This is a genomic window from Herpetosiphon geysericola, from assembly GCF_001306135.1.
Lineage (GTDB): Bacteria > Chloroflexota > Chloroflexia > Chloroflexales > Herpetosiphonaceae > Herpetosiphon > Herpetosiphon geysericola.
The window spans coordinates 278,423-298,234 of sequence record NZ_LGKP01000022.1 but is presented as its reverse complement, the minus strand read 5'-3'; the positions used below and the strand labels follow the sequence as shown (position 1 = coordinate 298,234).

The following is a 19,812-nucleotide window of genomic DNA, read 5'->3' as shown; positions in this document are numbered from 1 at the left end:
CGCGTTTTTTGATCCTCAATTGCAGATACCTAATTATTCAATTTGGCTCAATTGATTATCTTGCCATTTGATATGCCCGCGCAGGAGCAACGAAGCTGAGCGCAACTTGTAAATCATATCATTGATGAAGTTGCGCATAATGCGGTAGCCAATCGCGGTGTTGGTATCGCAGAGCGCCGAAAGTTCAGGCCCATTGATCACCAATAAGGTGGTTGGGTTCATGCTGGCAACCGCAGTGGCCGAACGACTGCCGCCGCCAAGCATGGCAATTTCGCCAAACGCTTGGCCTTCGTAGGCAGTGTTAATTGTTGATAAGCGGCTTTGGCCGTCGGAGCCACGGGTCTGAACTTGAATTTCCACCGCGCCATCGTGCACAACATACAAATCATCGCCATCACTATCTTCGCGAAAGATAATTTGGCCTTTTTTGGCTTTGGCAACTTTGCAAAGCTGGGCAATTTGGCTTAATTCGAGATCGTTTAGTCCAGCAAAAATATCGACGCGCCGTAATACTGCAATCACACTACTATTCATCATTCCTCCGGCCTGGTTGGGGCGAGAATAAAAATGCATCGAGATCGAGGGTGGTTTGGGTGGTGTTGGTTTCATGTTTTTCAGGAATATAGCGCGGGATGGCGATGCAGAAGCGTGCGCCGCCGCTCGGTGCGCTATCAACCCAAATCCGCCCATTGTGCAGTGTAATAATTTCGCGACATAAATACAAGCCTAAACCTAAGCCTTCGGTGCTTGAGCCAGTGCGCCGAATCCCCGGCACTCTGTAGTAGCGTTCAAACAAACGTTCGCGTTGGGCTTGGGGAATGCCTGGCCCTTGATCATCAACTTGCACATAGCCAAAATGTTCATCGCTAAACACCTGCACCCAAATTTGGGTTTGTTGTGGGCTATAGCGAATGGCGTTGGTCAAAAAGTTGGTGGCAACTTGGCGCAATTTCAGCGAATCGCCATACACAACGCTGTGATTGAGTTGCTCAAAGTGCAGGGTATGATGGTTGGCTGTTTGACGAGCTTGGTTCACAACTGAATCAAGCAAAATACCCAAATCAACAGCATCAAGCTGAATCGTATAGCGCTCTGCATCAATTCGCGACACATCAAGCAAGTTATCGACCAATTGCACCATAATATTAACTTGCTGGCTAAGCGTAATAAAGCCGCGTAAATCGCGGCCTTCAGTGGCTTGCTTCAACTCGCGGCGCAGCAGTAAATCGCTATAGCCTTTGATTGCGGCCAATGGCGAGCGTAACTCGTGGGCAGCAACCGCCAAAAACTCATCTTTGGCTTCTTCCAAACGGCGTTGCTCGGTAATATCTCGAAACACAATCACCGCGCCATCAAACGAAGTATCGCCACTATCAATTAATACTGAACGGCGCAAGGGCGCACCACTAAAGCTCAGCACCACATCTTGATCTTGGCTACCAGGCACAATCAAACGATAATCGCGAAAGACTTCGCCAGCCAAGGCGCGGGCAAACGGCAACATATCGGCTTCAACAAAACTGCCATCGAGATAACGTGCGCCTGCTTCGCTGCTCGTCGCCAAGGTTGGCAAAATCGAAATTTCCAACAAACCGGCGGCAGTTTCGTTGGCCAAAATCAACTCGCCAATCCCATTACAAATCGCCACGCCATCGGCAATTGATTCGATCACCGTGCCAAGTCGTTGGCGTTCGCGCTGGCTTTCTTCATATAAACGGGTATTGGCAATTGCAATCCCAATTTGCGAACCCATTGAAACCAGCGAGGGCCAATCGATGTTGGTGGCCAAGGTTTGGTAATTGCCATACAACACCAAAACGCCGACGATTGTGCCGCCTGCCAAGAGTGGCATTGCCGCCCGCCCCATAATATCTTCGCCAAGATCGCTGGTGCTGATGACTGGTCGCAAGGTTGGCTGGCCGTAATAGACTACATCTTCGAGCACGCTATTGGCTTGGCTCGAACCAAGCAGCAGCGCCTCACGCGGCGGAAGTTGGTGTTGAGCGGCCAACGACATGCTGCGGCCACCAGGCGAGGCCAAACAAATTGCTCCTCCATTGGCGCTGACGACCTCAATCACCACCAACAAAGCCACATTCAGCAAGTCGGGCAAATCGGATGAGGTGCTGATTGCAGTGACAACTGCATCGAGTGCAGCCAAGCGGCGGCGTTGGCCACGGGCATCGGCCTGTTGGCGCACCAACTGCAACAACGAACCCAGTTGATCGAGGGTTGGTTGCAACCAAGCAGCCGAATTGGCGTTGAGGCTGGGTTTGCTACAAAAAAACTCAATTACGCCGCTGGGCCGCCCATTGCCACCCAAGGTAAACGCAGTTACTTGAAACGAAATGGGCAATAAGGCGCGCCAACGATTGAAAAGCGCCTCGCGGCGGCGACCCAACGCCCCAAACATGGCCCGATATTCATCGACGTTGCTTGCGGTAATCGCATGGCCTTCGCTGATGACGCGCCCAGCCAGCGCCTCGCCGCTGCGCACTTGCAAGGCACTGAGCGCCTCGCGATCATCAGCACTAAAATCCTCGTGGCTGGCATTATTGAAGTGGCTTAGCAGGTAACGATGTGAAGTAGGACTATAAAACCACACTGCAATCGCATCGACAGCTAAAACGTGGCGCAATTGAGCACTAGCGGCGGTGATCAAGCGCGCAGGATCATCAACATTCATAATATCGTTCATGATCCGTGAAAGCGCTAAAAGCCGAGTTTGAATCCGTTTGCTAGCCAGCGTTTGCAGCTGTCGATGGCCGCGTTGCCGTGATCGTTCTGTCATCGCCGCTGTTCCTCATCCCACGCAATGTTCCACGCGACAGCTCGCCGTAAGCCTTCGGCTAAAGCAACTTGGGGCGTGTAACCCAAGAGTTGGCGTGCTCGCCCGATGTTGGCCACATAGTAGGTGACTTCACCAGCGAGTTTTGACGGTTGCACGTTAATCGTTGCTTCAATTTGCAACGCCTCGGCGATCAATTCGGCCATACGAACCAGGGTATTGCCTTCGCCATAGGCTAAATTAAAGGTCTGATTGGCAACGTGGCCACTGACAATCCGCTCGATTCCGCGCACAATCCCATCGACACAATCGTCGACGTAGGTGAAATCGAGGGTTTTTTCACGCCCAAAGACGGTCACAGGTTGGCCGTCGCGAATGCGGCGAATGAACAGGGGAATTACCCGTTCCATACGTTCGATGTCGTTATCGTAGCGCCCATAGACATTCGAAAAGCGAAAAACCAAATAGGGCAGGTTGTAACATCGGGCATAGGAATAGATAAATGCTTCGCCGCTGATTTTTGAGGCTGAATATGGACTTTCGGTATATACAAAGTCGGCTTGGGCTTCTTCGGTTAAGTAGCGATGAATATCACCATAGACTTCACGTGATGAGCTAAAAATGATTGGCACTTGTTGATGGCGACAGTATTCCAATACGTTATAGGTGGTCATCACATTTTCCAACGCTCGGTGCGGATAGGTCACCAATTCGTGAACTTTGGCATTGGCCGCCAAGTGGACCACGACATCGGGCTTGGGATAGGGCACGCCGCCAATACCGCCTTCGAAATCGCGGTAGGGTGCCCCTAAATCCTGAATCACATACTCAAAAGCTTTTGTCCACGTGTTGACCCGTTGATCAACTCCAAACACTTCATGGCCATCTGCGAGAAGGCGTAGCGCCAAATTGGTGCCAATCTGCCCACTGGAACCGGTGATCAAAACCAACACGGGAGACTCCTTGCTTAGGATGCTGTGGCTGCGATTATAGCATGCGGATTTGGCCCTGTGAAAGCTGCAAGCCCGCTGCATGCCGCAAGTGAGCTTGCAGCAGCGGTTTAGGCTTGTTGGTCGCGATAGGCAGCGATCAAGGCCTCGACTTCGCCCGCCTCGGCATGGCGTTCGGTCTGAAGTTTGCTATAGAGCAATTGCCCATTAACTTCAACTTCAAAACAACCACCCTTCGAGGGAACGAGGCTCAGTTGCTGAATCGCTTGGCGATGAATGTCCAACAGTTGGGCTGCCAAACTGACAGCACGCGGGGTGTAGTTTCAATACATGCAAAAGGTAATGGTGATCTGCATCAGCAGCCTCCTCTATTGAATAAGCCATTGGTTTAATTATACTCAGAAGAAGGATGAAGGATGAGGGATGAAGGCAAAACCAAATCAGAAAGCAAAAGTCAAAAATTAAAAATAATCTATGAAATCTGTGGCTAAAACATAATTATTCATGGAATTCGCGGTTCTGTACTTCGTGCCCTTCGTGGATCAACTTCGGCCTTGCAAAAGAAATTCTTGGTGCTGCTGCCACGTCTTGATCCTAAATAGAACAGAGAGCATAAAGTGCAGAAATCAAAAATAATCTGTGGAATCTGTGACTAAAATAGCCTTCGTGCGCTTCGTGCCCTTCGTGGTTCCGCGCTTCGTCCTTGCATTGATGATAGATTCACATACACTCTCAATATAACATTCAGTTAAATGGAGCAATGATATGCCGAATGAAATTTGGTGGATCTCAACCGCAATCTTTATTGGGATTATGATTTGGCGTTGGAGCAAACGCTCAGAACGGCCAAGTAGCAGCATTAATCTCCAGCAAACCCCAATCAATCCAGCCCGCACGCCAAGCTTCGAGCCAAATTCAAGTGCTCAATTTGGCCTTGGCTTCGATTCCAAGCCAATCGATCAAGCAGCTATTCAAGGCTTATTACTCCAAGGCAAGAAGATCGAGGCAATCAAGCAAGTGCGGCTGCAAACCAACCTTGGCCTCAAAGAAGCCAAAGATTATGTCGAAATGATTGAACGCGGCGAAAATCCCAGCCAGCTGATGAGTGCAAATCGCGCTACGCCTCAAGCTCAAGTCTTGCCCGAAGATCTCTTGCGCGAAGCCCAAGCCATCGCCCGCCAAGGCAACAAAATTCAGGCAATTAAGCTGGTGCGTCAAGCAACTAATTTGGGCTTGAAAGAAGCCAAAGATATGGTTGATCGGTGGTAAGTGCAAAACCACGCTGGGCCAGAATCCAGCGTGGTTTTAAAGCATGGTTGCGTCAAGGCGACGCGAAGAGGTTCGACAAGCGAGGCTTGTCCGCTAATCAGGCTTTGTTGGCACGCACCGCTAAGGCATGCTCAATTGCCCAAATCGATTGTGGCCGCATATACATACTGGCGCGGAAAGTTCGCTCCACGCCCCATGCTTCTGGTGTACGGAACCACAAACCAAGTTCGTTATAGGTGGCGTTATAGGCTCCCCAAGCGGTTTGCCAGCCTTCCACATCCAAGCCTTCTTGCAGCATCATGGCCGCGATTGCGTAGGTCGTGCCGCTCCAAACTTCGCTAGCTTGGTTCGAGCTGGTATCAACCGTGCCATCTGGATGCATGCCATTGACCGCACCCAATGCGCCGTTGGCATAGTGCATGACGTTGAAGCGATAGACCGTTTGCAAGGCCGAGCGAATCATGGCGTGCGGGGCGACCGCTGGCAAGCCAATTGCACCTGCATACCATTGGCCCACCAACTGGTCGGCCATAATCACTTCGCGCAAATCGGTATCGGCAGTGTGATAGCGGAAGTAAGTGCCGTTCCAAAGCTTAGTTTCAAAACTTTGGCGGGCAGCAGCCAACCATTCGCTCCAAGCATCTGCTTGCGCATGCTCGCCCATGCGTTGGGCCAAGCGAATTGCCGCTTCCAAGGCACAAATCAACAAGCTAGCCGAGTAGCTAGCAGCCCCGCTCATCGCCCAGGTATCGTAGGTTTGGTCGGCTCCACTATGATCAAGCAAGCCATCGCCATCGCTATCAAATTGATGCACGTATTCCAAGGCGGTTGGAATTGTTGACCACGTTGCTTCAAGCATGGCCTGATCGTTCCACAAGCTTACATCACGATAGATGCGCAAAATATACTTGAGGTTGAGATCTTTCCAATTGTTGATGTCTTGGAAGTCGTAGGCATTGGTTTTGATCAGTGGTTGCTCTTTGGGCGCACCAAGATCGTGGGGCAAGGCTCCCGCTGCTTTGCGAATCGCTTGCACTTGGGTTGCCACAATCGTCACAACCGTATCATCAGCATCATTGACGGTTTTGGAGAAGGCAATAATTTCGCCGCGTTCAAGCTCTGGCCACAAGGCCAAGATGCTCCACGAGCTATAAAACGACACATCGAGCGTGCCATAGAATGGATAATCGTAGCATTCGAGGTAGCTAAACAAGCCTACCGAATCCTCAGCAGGTTCAGGCTCGCCCACAGCGCGATCAACCCACAACGTGCCGCCATCAACCAAATAATACAGTTCGTTAAAAAGAGCAGATTTATACCACTGTGGCCGTTGATCGTCATTCAAAATAGGGTTTTGCCAAGCTTCAATTGCCGTGCGCCAAGCATTGGCGTTGTTCAAACTAGCAGTTGCCAAAGCTTGGGCTTGATCGCCGTTTGTGCCCCAAAAATGAGTGTAGCGCTTGTACCAGCGGCTTTCATCAGCAAACTCGACAATTGGAAAATCCCAAGCGAGGCTGAACGGAATCACGGCGCTTTCACCGGGCGCAAGTTCGAGGGTTACGGCAATTGCGGTAGCGCTACGTTGGTCGGCGGCTACCGATTGGCTGGTTGGATATTGAGCCAATTGACCATCGCTGGCAAAATCTTGCCACAACGCTGCTGCATCTTGGGCTACATCCCAACACGTCCATTGGCTGACGCTCGCCGATTCTGGGGCTTGCACGGCCAACGCCCAAGTGCCATTGTGGCTACTCAAGGCTTGATCGCTGGTTTGGCTCAAGGTCACGCCAGTCGTATTGCCATCGTGCCAAGCGCTGTGTTGGCGTTGCAAGTTCAGGCCTGCTGCTTCAACGGCGCGGGTATGCTCCCAGGTCAGCATCAATCCCAAGCGCACTGTTTCGCTGCCACGATTGGTTACGCGCCACGTAAACACGCCAACAGGGAAGCTGCTTTCCTTGAGATTGCCAGCCAAGACTGGTGAAAATTGCTCTTGCACCAATTCGAGCGGCCAATCTGGGTGTTGATAATCGAACCAAGCGCGGGGAAACAGCGCATGATAATTGCCAGCGCCAACGGGATAATTCCAATTCCAGCTGCTCAATTCATCAGTATCTGGTTGGGTTGTACACAACACTTGGGCTGCTTGTTGACTGGCAGTTTGCCAGAAAACACTCCATTGATTCGGCCAAACGCTGCGATGGATGTGTTTGCCAACTTCTAAATGCCAGCGTGACCAATCGCCGCGAAAGTTGCGGCCAATCGCCCCGCTACCCATGCCACCAATTGGCAAACCGTGAAAGACTCCATCGTCAATAATTGGCCCATGATCGTGGGCGGCAATCGCCGCATTCGGATAATCGAGGCCAAGCGGGCGTTGCCACGCTGCGAGAGGAATTGAGGGGTGGTGGCGTTGTTCGGTCATGATCCTGTGCTCCTATGTTTGGTTGCGATTGCCAAACACTGCTCGATAAATAACAAAGCGACGTGCAGACCTCAGCAACGCCAAAGTCTGCACGCCTTTGTCCCGGTTGTTGAGAAAATAAATCTATTTGACAGCGCCAGCGGTAAGGCCAGCGATAAAGCGCTTTTGTAACAGGAAGAACATCGCAGCAACTGGCAGAATAATCACCACCGAGGCTGCCGAAAGCAACTCGTAGCGATTTTGCGAGCCAGCAACCCCGGTAAATTGGCGAATTCCGACCGGAATCGTTTGAACATTCAAGACCCATGCGAACAACAATTCGTCCCATGCAGTCAAGAACACAAAGATCGCGGTTGAAATGACGCCTGGGCCGGCCAATGGCATAACGATATAGACAAAGGCTTGGAAGCGCGTTGCCCCATCGACCATGGCTTGTTCTTCCAAATCGATTGGAATCGTCGCAAAGAAACTGCGTTGAATCCAAAGCGAGATTGGCAAAAAGAACCCAACATACAGCACAATCGCGCCAAAATTGGTGCCAATCAAGGGAATTCCAAGGTTATTTTTCATCCAAAGGAAGGTCATATACAACGGAATCAGGAACAGCGTGCCAGGCACTAATTGGGTTCCCAAAATCGCCATACTCAACCCGCCAGCACCAGGGAAGCGAAAACGGGCCAAGGCATAGCCCGACATCGATGCCAAAATCGTGACCACCAGCGTGGTAATGCCACAAATAATTAAGCTATTGCTGAAATAGGTGCCAAACTTAACCCGTGTCCACATCTCGCTATAATTTTCAAATCGCCAGTCGCTGGGGAAGAAATTACTGCCCACTGCAAACTCTTCGCGCGATTTGAACGAGCCAACAATCAAGAAGATAATTGGCAACAACATTAAGGCAATGATCACCAGCAATAAGATATCGCCCCCACGATCGAGCAACCATGCTTTGTAATTGATCGTTGCGCGTGCAGATCGGGCCGATTCGGCCTTTTTACTGAGCGAAACACCCATAAACGGCCTCCTTATTCAGCCCGCAAGCTATCGCGGAATGCACGATACCAAATGCCAACAAAAATCAACAGCATGCCCATCAGAATCACTGAGGCTGCCGAACCAAATCCATATAGGTGACGTTCCCAGGTTTGACGGGTAATTGCAGGGACGAGCAAGTCGGCGTATTCGCCAGCGAAACCGGTACCACCGCCAAACATTTGGACAGCGATATTATAGCCACCATAGAAACCATTGATCAAGCCAAACAACACTTGAGTTCCAGCAATTGGCTTAATCAAGGGCAAGGTAATGTGGCGAAAGCGCTGCCAACCATTGGCACCATCAAGTGAGGCCGCCTCATATAAGTCGGTTGGAATCACCTGAATAGCCGCGAGGAACATAATTGTGGTGAAGGGCAAGCCGCGCCAAACCGTGGCAATCACCAAGGCATACAGCGAGTTCGGGCCAATCAACCAGGTTATTGGCATATCAATAATGTTCAAGCCAAGCAAAATGCGATTGGCAAGGCCACCTTGTTCGAGCCAAATAAAATTGAAAATCGTGCCAGTGACGAAAGTGGGCACAACCCACGGCAACAAGACCAAGGTTCGGGCAATCCCGCGCCAGCGGAAATTACGATTCAGCAGCATAGCCAAAATCAAACCAAGGCCCAAGGTGCCAATATTCGTCCAAATTGTATAGACTAAGGTATTTGAGGCTGCATTAATTAGGCCAGTTACCCGCGAGCTGGTGCCATCTTCGCCGATGCCAAAAATCGCGTTGAATACTTCGATGTAGTATTTCAGCCCAACAAATGGAGCTTTGAGGTAGAGGGTCAGGGTGGTAAGGCGAACGTCGAGGAGTGAAAGATACAAGCCTTGCACAATCGGAATCAAGTGCACAACCAGCATCGCTACAAAGGTTGGAGCGATAAATTTATATGCTAGGCTGTTTTGCCGAATCCGTTGCCACAATGAGAGTTTATTTTTTTTTGGTGCCAGAGCCATAAACGTCGCTCCATTGCGTGGATGCTGTCGCTACTAGGATGCAAGCAGCAAGCTGCCTGCATCCTAGCATCAGTCCGATTAGTTACCCAACAATTCGTTGACGGTTTGAGCAGCTTGATCCAAGCGGGTCTTGACGACTTCAGCGCTGACTGGGCCGCCAGCGGTTGCTACATCGTCCCAGAGTGAACCAAGTTGTTCGTTGAGCACGCTCTCAACTTGACCCCATTCAGCAATAGGTGCTGAGGTCTTGCCTTTAGCGGCAGCTGAGATGAACACGCTGTACAACGGATCGTTGGCGATGCTTGCATCTGCTTGAGCGGTCTTGGTTGCTGGCAACATCCCGATTGCTTGGCTGTAGCGTAATTGTGATTCGTTACCAGCCAAGAATTGAACGAACTTGACAGCGGCTTCGGCGTTTTCGCAGCTCTTCAAGATAGCCAAGTTGCTACCACCAACGAAGGTGTATGAGCCACCTGGGCCTGCTGGGAATTCGGCATAAGCCAAGTTGTCGGCTACGGTGCGGTTAGCCCAGCCACCAGCGTCAGCAGCAGTGCGAGCATTGCTGATCAACCATGGGCCAGTGATGGCGCTGAAAGTGCGGCCATCGCCGAAGCTAGCATCAACTTGGGCTGAGTTCAATTCCAAGGTGTTGGTGACGGTCAATTTGCTGCTGTAGAGGTTAGCAAATTCTGAAACCCCAGTCACAGCTGCATCTGAGTTGAAGGTTGCTTCGCTGAGATCACTGCTCAACAAATCGCCACCGCTATTCCAGATCCACATTGAGCTATTTTGCCAAACGTTCCAGTCGTTGCGGCCTGGGAAAGCGATCCCAGCAACGTCAGGATTTTGTTCTTGGATGGTAGCCAAGGTGGTTTTGAAGCTAGCCCAATCCTTGAAGGCATCTTCTGGCTTCAAGCCAGCTTTTTCCAACAAGTCTTTGCGATAGGCCAAGGCGCGCACATCAGCAAACCATGGAATCGAGAACGTGCCTTCCATGCCTTGCAATTGTGAGGTTGCCCATGAAGCGGCGACGAAGCTATCGCTGCCACCCATGGCGGTGATTTCTTCAGCGGTGAATGGGCGCAAACCACCCATTGCAGCAAAGGTTGGGTTCCAGGTCGTACCCAATTGGGTCAAACATGGGCCTTCGCCACCTTGCACCGAGGTTTGGATGCGTTGGAATGCTGCACCCCAGTCGAGCATTTCTGGCTCAACGTTAATGCCTGGGTTAGCTTTTTCGAAAGCATCGATTTCTGCTTGGATAGCATCTGCTGGAGCAGCACCGTTTGGCATGTGCCACAGCTTCAAGGTTACTTCGCCAGCAACTGGCTCAGCGGTTGCTGGTTCGGTGGTTGCTGCGGTTTCGGCAGTTGCCGCAGTGGTTGGCTCAACTTGGGCCGCAGTCGTTGCGGTTGCAGCTGGCGCAGTGGTTGCGGTGGGAGCGGTCTCAGCACCACCACAAGCAACTAAGATCATTGAGATCAGGGTTAAGAGGGTCAGCCAATTAATAAACGGACGGCGTGAGCGTTGCATACGAATCCTCCTTGATTCCGGCGTTGAGTAGGTTGAACATCAGTGTCCAATGCGAACGCATTTGGGATCGCTCCCAAAAACTCCCGTGTTCGATCAGACCATGCGATCTAGTGAATCCGGCGGGTTTATGAAACCCGTGGTCCGCACGATTGGCGTAAGACTAACGAAGGTGAGAGACGGATGTGTTGCTGAAGCGGTGGTCGCCCTTCGAGATGGTCAAGCAACATCGTAGCGGCGGTACTTCCGAGTTTTTGAATCGGTTGGTGAATTGTTGTCAGGGCGGGGGTTGTGTAGGCCGCGCCTGGCACATCGTCAAAGCCTATCAAGGAAATATCATGCGGGGCATGTAAACCGGCCTCGTAAATAGCCCGTAAGGCTCCTAACGCCATGGTGTCGCTTGCCACAAAGACAGCGCTTGGTCGATTTTCGAGGCTTAGCAATTGACGCATTGCAGCATAGCCACCCTCTTGGGTAAATTCGCCCTCAATCATCAATTGATGCTCGATGGCGACGCCTGCTTGCAACAGCGATTGCTTGTAGCCATCACGTCGATCAATGGCGGTTTTCATCTGAAGTAGGCCTGTAATTGCCCCAATCCGGCGATGCCCAAGTTGCAATAAATGATTGACTGCCAGCACTGCACCTGCCCGATTTGCCACATCAACGGTATACATTGGTTGCATATAGGGGTGTTCGCCAATTAAGACCAACGGCATTTGGTCGTTAATCAACAAGGGCAAAACTGGGTCATCAATATCGCTCGAAAGCATCAACAGACCGTCGGTCATCCGACTGCGTAATACCCGCTGATAGAAATCCCGTTCTTGGAGCCCCGTCACCATCGAGAGCATCACCGAGTAATCCCGTTCTGAACAGGTTTCGGTAATTCCTTGAATAATTAAAGGGAAGAATGGGTCAGTGAAGATAACTGCCGAGCTGCGTGGGATCAACAGGGTCACCACATTGGTTCGGCGGCTTGCCAGACTACGTGCGGCTGCCTGCGGAACATATTCTTGTTCGCGAATAACTTCCAACACCCGTTGTCGCACTTCAGGCCGCACGCTGGGATGATTATTAATTACCCGCGAAACGGTTGAGCGTGAAACATTCGCAAGTTGGGCTATTTGACGAATCGTGAGTTGTTCCACGGTGAAACCCCACAAACTGATTTAAAATACTTTGGAACCGGTCTCAGAAGTCTTGAAGAGAGAATAAAAGATCTTATGTATTTTGTCAAGCTGTGCTTGGCTCAAAACGCTCTTTTGGGCTATTCTTGGTTGTGTAGTAGGCTTTCAGCCCTTTAAAATAGGCAAATTTCAAATCTAAAAAGTTTTTAAAATATACGCTTGACAAGTTGCAACGAATCATTTAAGATATTTTTACTTTCATAACAACCTGTGTTTGGGAGCGATCTCATTCTACTCCTCCATCACTCGCCTTCCTCCTCAACCACGCAGCCAACGCTTGATCGAAAGCAATTGGGAGCGGTCTCAATTGTCCAAACAAGCGCGCTGAAGCCACAGCGTCCATGATCGGGCTGTTGTGCCACACAGCAGCCAAGTACATGCAATCAACATTAAAGCCTTCAATGTAGGAAGGAGTGTCCAATGATGAGTACACCGCTCGAACGTTCGAGCCAACGCTGGCGACTTTTCGCCGGAATCGTTGCTTGTTTGATGATTGCAGGGTTAGTTCTTAGCCCAACCACCCCCACCAAAGCAGCCGCGCCGCTGTATGCCTACGGCGAAGCACTGCAAAAGTCCTTTTTCTTCTACGAAGCACAACAGGCAGGCCCAAAACCAAGTTGGAACCGCGTGACATGGCGCGGCGATTCAGTGCTCAACGATGGCGCTGACGTTGGGCTTAATCTCAGTGGCGGCTGGTTCGACGCTGGCGACCACGTCAAATTCGGCTTTCCAATGGCAGCTTCGGCCACAATGCTGGCGTGGGGCGCGGTTGAATATCGCGATGCCTATGCCCAAAGCGGCCAGCTTGACGAATTGCTGAACAACTTGCGCTTCGTCAACAACTACTTCATCAATGCCCATCCCTCGCCCAATGTGCTCTATGGCCAAGTTGGCAATGGTGGCAAAGACCACGCCTTCTGGGGGCCAGCAGAAATTGTTCATCTCGATGATCAAGCAGGGCCACGTCCTTCATACAAAATCGATGCAACCTGTGGTGGTTCGGATTTGGCTGGCGAAACCGCCGCTGCCATGGCCGCCTCGTCGATTGTGTTTCGGCCAACCGACCCAGCCTATGCTGATACCTTGCTGAGCCATGCCCGCCAACTCTATACCTTTGCCGACACAGTGCGCGGCAAATATAGCGACTGTATCACCGATGCCACCACCTATTACAATTCGTGGAGCGGCTACAACGATGAGTTGGTCTGGGGTGCAATTTGGTTGTATCGGGCAACCAACGAGGCCAGCTACCTCAACAAAGCCGAACAATATTATGCCAACCTCAGCACCGAACCCCAAAGCACCATCAAATCATATCGCTGGAGCATCGCCTGGGACGATAAATCCTATGGCTGCTATTTGTTGCTGGCCAAATTGACAGGCAAACAACAATACAAAGATGATACTGAACGCTGGTTGGATTATTGGACGGTTGGTTATAACGGCCAACGCATCACCTATTCGCCAGGCGGTTTGGCCCAGTTGGATACTTGGGGAGCCTTGCGCTACTCGGCCAACACCTCATTCGCCGCTTTTGTCTACAGCGACTACATTACTGATGCCACCAAAAAAGCGCGCTATCACGATTTTGCGGTCAGCCAAATCAACTATATGCTGGGCAGCAATCCCCGCAATAGCAGCTATGTCGTCGGCTTCGGCAATAATTCGCCAGTCAATGTGCACCATCGCACCGCTCACGGCTCATGGACTGACTCATTGAGCAATCCAGTCAATCAACGCCATATTTTGTACGGCGCGTTGGTTGGCGGCCCAGCCAAGGGTGCAGGCGATGCCTACACCGATAGCCGCAACGATTATGTGGCCAACGAAGTGGCGACCGACTATAACGCTGGCTTCACCAGCGCCTTGGCACGTATGTATCGCGAATTTGGCGGCGAACCACTCGCCAGCTTCCCACCAATTGAAACACCTGAAGATGAATTTTTCGTGGAAGCCAAAGTGAATGCTTCAGGCCCCCGCTTCATCGAAATTAGCGGCGTGTTGCACAACCAAAGTGCTTGGCCAGCCCGCAACAGCACCAAGCTCAGCTATCGCTACTTTGTTGATTTGAGCGAAGTGTTTGCTGCTGGCTATGGCTTGAGCGACGTTACAGTGAGCACAGCCTATAACCAAGGCTCAGGCGTTTCAGCGCTCAAGCCATGGGCTGGCACAATTTACTACGTCGAAGTGAGCTTCAACGGAGTCAATGTCTATCCAGGTGGCCAATCCGAATCACGCAAAGAAGTGCAATTTCGGCTTTCTTTGCCAACCACCACCAACGCCCAACAATGGGACAACACCAATGACTGGTCGTTCAATGGTGTTGGCACCAGCACCGATCGGGTCAAAACCCGCCGGATTCCAGTCTACGACAATGGCCTGAAGGTCTTTGGCGACGAGCCAGGTGGCAGCAACGTTACGCCAACCGCAACCAGCTTGCCAACGACTCGTCCCACCAACACTGCAACTCCAACCGTTGGCCCAAGCCTCACTCCAACCATCCGCCCAACCAACACCCCAACGCCATTGCCAAGCGCAACCGCGTTGCCAACCAACACACCATTGCCAACCAACACGCCTGTTGCTGGCGCATGCCAAGTCAAATATCGCCTTGCCAACGATTGGGGCAGCGGCTTTGTTGGCGATGTGACCATCACCAACGGTGGCGCAGCCATCAACAGCTGGGCGCTGACCTGGAGCTTTGCTGGCAATCAACAAATCAGCAACCTCTGGAGCGGCGTGGTCAGCCAAACTGGGCAAAACGTCACGGTCAGCAACGCTGGCTGGAACGGAAATCTCGCCAGTGGCGGCTCGGTCAATGTTGGCTTCCAAGCAACCTACAGCGGAACCAATAGCATTCCTACAAGCTTCAGCCTAAATGGCGCTGCTTGTACGCTTGTGCCATAACCAACTGCTCGGCAAATCCTCGGCAATGTTTGCAGCGAACGATCCGCGCTGTTTGCTGCAAACATTGCCCGGGCCAGGCTAGGCCAGTTGTATGGAAATAGATAGCTCTGCCGTCGATTGGGCAGAGGTTCGCTTCGTATTGTCTCCGAACTTTTTATTTATCCAAGGAGCATGTATGTCTCGGCACTATTATGCCCGTGGGGCGATGTTGTTAGCGCTGCTAACAATGATTGGTGGCTTATTAACCACCCATAATGCCAAGCCAACCGCCGCTGCTGCCAGTTGTGTTGTCACCTATCGCGTTCCCAATCAATGGGGCAATGGCTTCTTAGGTGATGTCAACATTCAGAATAATGGCGCAGCCCTCAGTAGCTGGACGCTCAGCTGGACGTTTGCTGGCAATCAGCAAATTAGCAACCTCTGGAACGGAGTTGTCAGCCAAACCGGTAACCAAGTGACGGTCAGCAACGCTGGCTGGAACGGGGCAATTAGCAGCGGTGGCGCTGTTAACGTTGGGTTCCAAGGTACCTACAGCGGAGCTAACGCCCTGCCAACCGTGTTTACCTTAAATGGCGTGGTTTGTGGTGAAAACACCCCAACCCCAACCAGTGGCCCAACCAATACCAGCGTGCCACCAACCGCAACGACGCGGCCAACTAACACCGTCGTTGTACCACCAACCAACACGGCTGTGCCGCCAACCGCAACGACGCGGCCAACCAACACAACCGTGCCACCAACCGCAACCAACGGCCCAACCAGCACCCCACGGCCAACCAATACGCCAACCGTGGTACCACCAACCAGCACGCCAACGCTCCCAGGCGATGATACGTATGATCAACGCTTCTTAGAGCTGTACGCTGAGTTGAAAAACCCAGCCAATGGTTACTTCAGCGCCGAAGGTGTGCCCTATCACTCAATCGAAACCTTGATTGTCGAAGCCCCAGATTATGGCCACGAAACCACTTCCGAAGCCTATAGCTACTGGTTGTGGCTCGAAGCCATGTACGGCGAAGCAACTGGCAACTGGCAACCATTAGCCGATGCTTGGCGCAACATGGAAATGTACATCATTCCAACCAGCCAAGATCAACCAAGCAGTGGTTCATACAATGCCAATAGCCCAGCCACCTACGCTGGCGAATGGGAACTGCCTAGCCAATATCCATCACAATTGCAAACTAACGTTTCAGTTGGCCAAGACCCAATTGCCGCTGAATTGCGCTCGGCCTATGGCACCAGCGATGTTTATGGCATGCACTGGTTGCTCGACGTCGATAACTGGTATGGCTATGGCCGCCGTGGCGATGGCACCAGCAAACCATCATATATCAACACCTTCCAACGTGGCGCACAAGAATCAGTGTGGGAAACCGTGCCCCATCCATCGTGGGAAAGTTTCAACGATGGCGGCCCCAACGGCTTCTTAGACTTGTTCACTGGCGATGCTAGCTACGCTCGCCAATGGCGCTACACCAACGCTCCCGATGCTGATGCCCGCGCTGTCCAAGCAATCTACTGGGCTAAAGTATGGGCCGACGAACAAGGCGGCTCACCAATCGTCAATGGCTTGGTAACCAAAGCCTCCAAGATGGGCGACTACCTGCGCTACGCCTTCTTCGACAAGTACTTCAAGCAAATTGGCTGTAAATCAACCTCGTGCCCAGCAGGCTCAGGCTACAACAGCGCTCACTATCTGTTGTCGTGGTACTACGCTTGGGGCGGCTCGATTGGCAACGGCGGCGGCTGGGCATGGCGCATCGGCAGCAGCCACAATCACTTTGGCTACCAAAACCCAATGGCAGCCTGGATCTTGGGCAGCCAACCAGCCTTCAAACCAGCTTCACCCAACGGCGCTCGCGACTGGAACACCAGCTTGACCCGCCAAATTGAGTTCTACACCTGGTTGCAATCAAGCGAAGGCGCAATCGCAGGTGGCGCTACCAACAGCTGGAATGGCCGCTACGAAACGCCGCCAGCAGGCACGAGCACCTTCTACAACATGGCCTACGACGAAAAACCGGTCTATCACGATCCTGCGAGCAACACCTGGTTTGGTTTCCAAGCGTGGTCGATGGAACGGGTCGCTGAATACTACTACGCTTCAGGCGATGTCAAAGCCAAAAACGTGCTCGACAAGTGGGTAACTTGGGCCTTGGCCAACACCACCTTGACCAGCAATGGCAGCTACGAAATTCCATCAACCTTGGCATGGACTGGCCAACCAGCGACTTGGAACGCCAGCAACCCAGCCGCCAACACCAACTTGCACGTCACGGTTGTTGATAAAACCCAAGACGTGGGTGTTGCCGCCGCCTATGCCAAAACCTTGATGTACTACAGCGCTGCAACCAAGCGCTATGGCACCCAACACGTTGCTTCACAAACCATGGCCAAAGAGTTGATCGACCGCATGTGGACGGAGTATCGCGATGATAAGGGCGTTGCTAACCCAGAAACCCGCCGCGACTACAACCGCTTCGATGATCCAGTGTCTGTGCCAAACGGCTGGACTGGCACCATGGCCAATGGTGATCCAATCAACAATTCATCGACGTTCTTGAGCATTCGCACCAAGTATGAAGATGATCCAGCATTCCCAGCAGTGCAAGCCTACCTCAATGGTGGCCCAGCCCCAACCTTCACCTACCACCGCTTCTGGGCCCAAGCAGACATCGCAATGGCATACGCCGAATACGATCGCTTGTTCCAATAAGCGTTATCGATGCTCGTCAGCAATCGCTGGCGAGCATCACTTACTAGATAGTACTTTGAACTTTTCGCCTGTTCATTAAATATTTTAATAAAGAGTACATTGAGGGCGGCAGTAATTGATTGCCCGCCCTCTTTTTTCTCAATTGTGCTTTTGGGAGGTTGTTTGATGTTAAAGCAGCGCAAAATATTGCTACTCGTGGCGTTACTCACGCTCATGAGCGTGACCTGGTTGCAATCCAAACCAGCTCAAGGCAATAATGTCAGCCCATTGTTGTTTCCCTATAATCAACCATCTGGCATTAGTTTCAATGTGTCCGATCTCACCCAGGCTTGGAACGAGTGGAAAAGCAACATGATCACCGCCAACAACGCTGGTGGCGGCAATCGCCTACGCGTGATGGGTGGGGTCGATAATTCGTCGACTGTTTCCGAAGGCCAAGGCTATGGCATGTTGTTTGCCTCGCTCTTCGACGACCAAAACACGCTTGACGGCTTGTGGTTGTTCACCAGCGATCACCTTGACCCCAACGGCTTGATGCACTGGCACATTGGCAATCCTGGCCAATTGCGCGGGAGCTATGCCGCCACCGATGGCGATGAAGATATGGCGCTAGGCTTGCTCAATGCTTGTGTCAAGGTGCGCAAGGGCGTTTGGCAACCAAGCAGCAATGGCCTCGATTATTGTGGCTTAGCAACGACGATGATCAACAATATTTATACCTACGAAGTTGATCACCCAGGCTCAAGCCCAGTCGCTGGCTTGCCCAACAACCAAGGCAACGAATTATTGCCCGGCGATGGCTGGAACTTGGCCCGCGATTATCCAGAAGGGATCGTCAATCTTTCCTATTTCTCGCCTGGTTATTTCACCGTGTTTGGTAAATTCACTGGCAAAACCAGTCAATGGGAAGCGGTCAACAGCCGCAATTATGAAATTACCAACCTCGCTCAATCACGCCCGGGCAACTGCTCGAAGCTTGTACCCAACTGGAACCAATATGATGGCGATGCTCAACTCGTTTCGTGGCAGCCAGAAGAATACGCTTGGTGGAGCTATGATGCAGCGCGCTTCGCATGGCGGGTTGCTGTCGATAAAGCGTGGTACAACACCGCTAGCTCACGCGAAACCATGAACGAAGTTGGTGGCTTCTTCAGCAGCGTTGGCATCGAAAACGTGCAAGCGCGCTACCGCATGAACGGCACCTCGGTTGATAATTATCGCGGCGTGTTCTTCGTGGCCAATGCTGCTGCCGCAATTTGGGCCGCGCCTGCTGCGCAGGCTGTCAATTGTGGTGCTGCCACGGGCACGCTCAAAACCAGCCCGCAACAAGCCTATAACATGGTTTTAGCAACCAAAGATGCACCTAATTCATATTATGTCAATGCTTGGCGCTTGATGAGCATGTTGTTGCTGACTGGCAACTTCCCCAATATTTATGAATTGGCCAACGGTGTTACACCAACCAGCACGCCATTGCCAACTAATACAACCGTGCCAGCAACCAACACCCCAGTCCCAACCAACGTGTTGCCAACTAATACGACAGTTCCAGCAACCAACACCCCAGTCCCAACCAATGTGTTGCCAACCAATACAACAGTTCCAACGATTCGCCCAACCAACACACCTGTGCCAACTAGCGTGCCGCCAACCAACACCCCAATTGCAGGCGCATGCCAAATCACCTATACCATCAGCAATCAGTGGGGCAATGGCTTCACCGCCGATGTCAGCATTCGCAACAATGGGTCAGCGATTAATAATTGGAATGTCGCTTGGACATTCGCAGGCAATCAACAAATTACTAATCTTTGGAATGGCGTTGTGAGCCAAAGTGGCCAAAACGTTAGCGTCACTAGCGCTGGCTGGAATGGCTCGATCGCTAGTGGTGGCACTGCGAGCTTTGGCTTCCAAGGAACCTACAGCGGCAGCAACGCGAAGCCAAGCAGCATTAGCTTAAATGGCACTGCATGTAGCGTCGCGCCATAAGATTCTTGGTATACTAGCCGTCGGTTTATTGCAAGGATGCAG

Annotated in this window: 12 protein-coding genes and 1 pseudogene; 4 read left to right on the top strand and 9 right to left on the bottom strand. The window is 51.8% G+C overall.

Annotated elements, in window-relative coordinates; all coding sequences use genetic code 11:
* Positions 1–33: 33 nt before the first annotated feature.
* The 4 genes and pseudogenes from SE18_RS14110 to SE18_RS14095 all read right to left on the bottom strand — a co-directional run.
* Positions 34–534: a cyclic nucleotide-binding domain-containing protein gene (locus SE18_RS14110; RefSeq protein WP_054535109.1), complete on the bottom strand. Its 501-nt coding sequence runs from the start codon at positions 532–534 to the stop codon at positions 34–36.
* Positions 527–2,791 (bottom strand): GAF domain-containing sensor histidine kinase, encoded by a 2,265-nt coding sequence (locus SE18_RS14105; RefSeq protein ID WP_054535108.1) that lies wholly within the window; start codon positions 2,789–2,791, stop codon positions 527–529. Before SE18_RS14105 ends, SE18_RS14110 begins: the two co-directional genes overlap by 8 nt.
* Entirely contained in the window at positions 2,788–3,741 is a 954-nt protein-coding gene (locus SE18_RS14100) for an NAD-dependent epimerase/dehydratase family protein (protein WP_054535107.1), read from the bottom strand. Before SE18_RS14100 ends, SE18_RS14105 begins: the two co-directional genes overlap by 4 nt.
* Before the next feature lie 107 nt (positions 3,742–3,848).
* Positions 3,849–4,049, bottom strand: a pseudogene (locus SE18_RS14095) (Rdx family protein); the annotation flags it as partial.
* 454 nt (positions 4,050–4,503) lie between these two features.
* Here SE18_RS14095 and SE18_RS27820 point away from each other — a divergent pair.
* Complete coding sequence (locus tag SE18_RS27820) at positions 4,504–5,007, top strand: ribosomal protein L7/L12 (protein ID WP_054535105.1); 504 nt, start codon at positions 4,504–4,506, stop codon at positions 5,005–5,007.
* A 97-nt stretch (positions 5,008–5,104) separates the two neighbouring features.
* On the opposite strand, the gene SE18_RS14085 is transcribed toward SE18_RS27820, so the two are convergent.
* The 5 genes from SE18_RS14085 to SE18_RS14065 form a co-directional block, all read right to left on the bottom strand.
* Positions 5,105–7,429: a GH116 family glycosyl hydrolase gene (locus SE18_RS14085; protein WP_054535104.1), complete on the bottom strand. Its 2,325-nt coding sequence runs from the start codon at positions 7,427–7,429 to the stop codon at positions 5,105–5,107.
* Positions 7,430–7,552: 123 nt separating this feature from the next.
* Entirely contained in the window at positions 7,553–8,446 is an 894-nt protein-coding gene (locus tag SE18_RS14080; RefSeq protein WP_083469911.1) for a carbohydrate ABC transporter permease, read from the bottom strand.
* Positions 8,447–8,457: 11 nt separating this feature from the next.
* The gene (locus SE18_RS14075; RefSeq protein WP_054535103.1) at positions 8,458–9,435 is read right to left on the bottom strand and encodes a carbohydrate ABC transporter permease; all 978 of its coding nucleotides are present in this window, start codon (positions 9,433–9,435) and stop codon (positions 8,458–8,460) included.
* A 78-nt stretch (positions 9,436–9,513) separates the two neighbouring features.
* Complete coding sequence (locus SE18_RS14070) at positions 9,514–10,968, bottom strand: sugar ABC transporter substrate-binding protein (protein ID WP_054535102.1); 1,455 nt, start codon at positions 10,966–10,968, stop codon at positions 9,514–9,516.
* 125 nt (positions 10,969–11,093) lie between these two features.
* Complete coding sequence (locus SE18_RS14065; protein ID WP_054535101.1) at positions 11,094–12,116, bottom strand: LacI family DNA-binding transcriptional regulator; 1,023 nt, start codon at positions 12,114–12,116, stop codon at positions 11,094–11,096.
* Positions 12,117–12,575: 459 nt separating this feature from the next.
* Between SE18_RS14065 and SE18_RS14060 the strand changes: the two genes are divergently transcribed.
* From SE18_RS14060 to SE18_RS14050, 3 genes are all read left to right on the top strand, one after another.
* Positions 12,576–15,062: a glycoside hydrolase family 9 protein gene (locus tag SE18_RS14060; RefSeq protein WP_054535100.1), complete on the top strand. Its 2,487-nt coding sequence runs from the start codon at positions 12,576–12,578 to the stop codon at positions 15,060–15,062.
* A gap of 175 nt (positions 15,063–15,237) precedes the next feature.
* On the top strand, positions 15,238–17,781 hold the full coding sequence (locus SE18_RS14055; protein ID WP_054535099.1) for a glycoside hydrolase family 48 protein: 2,544 nt from the start codon (positions 15,238–15,240) through the stop codon (positions 17,779–17,781).
* A gap of 165 nt (positions 17,782–17,946) precedes the next feature.
* Complete coding sequence (locus SE18_RS14050) at positions 17,947–19,770, top strand: glycosyl hydrolase family 8 (protein WP_054535098.1); 1,824 nt, start codon at positions 17,947–17,949, stop codon at positions 19,768–19,770.
* Positions 19,771–19,812 lie beyond the last annotated feature (42 nt).

What these genes read in the sequence shown, in the direction of transcription:
- SE18_RS14110 (WP_054535109.1), bottom strand. Translation starts at nt 534, where the DNA reads ATGAATAGTAGTGTGATTGCAGTATTACGGCGCGTCGATATTTTTGCT.
- SE18_RS14105 (WP_054535108.1), bottom strand. Translation starts at nt 2,791, where the DNA reads ATGACAGAACGATCACGGCAACGCGGCCATCGACAGCTGCAAACGCTG.
- SE18_RS27820 (WP_054535105.1), top strand. Translation starts at nt 4,504, where the DNA reads ATGCCGAATGAAATTTGGTGGATCTCAACCGCAATCTTTATTGGGATT.
- SE18_RS14085 (WP_054535104.1), bottom strand. Translation starts at nt 7,429, where the DNA reads ATGACCGAACAACGCCACCACCCCTCAATTCCTCTCGCAGCGTGGCAA.
- SE18_RS14080 (WP_083469911.1), bottom strand. Translation starts at nt 8,446, where the DNA reads ATGGGTGTTTCGCTCAGTAAAAAGGCCGAATCGGCCCGATCTGCACGC.
- SE18_RS14075 (WP_054535103.1), bottom strand. Translation starts at nt 9,435, where the DNA reads ATGGCTCTGGCACCAAAAAAAAATAAACTCTCATTGTGGCAACGGATT.
- SE18_RS14070 (WP_054535102.1), bottom strand. Translation starts at nt 10,968, where the DNA reads ATGCAACGCTCACGCCGTCCGTTTATTAATTGGCTGACCCTCTTAACC.
- SE18_RS14060 (WP_054535100.1), top strand. Translation starts at nt 12,576, where the DNA reads ATGATGAGTACACCGCTCGAACGTTCGAGCCAACGCTGGCGACTTTTC.
- SE18_RS14055 (WP_054535099.1), top strand. Translation starts at nt 15,238, where the DNA reads ATGTCTCGGCACTATTATGCCCGTGGGGCGATGTTGTTAGCGCTGCTA.
- SE18_RS14050 (WP_054535098.1), top strand. Translation starts at nt 17,947, where the DNA reads ATGTTAAAGCAGCGCAAAATATTGCTACTCGTGGCGTTACTCACGCTC.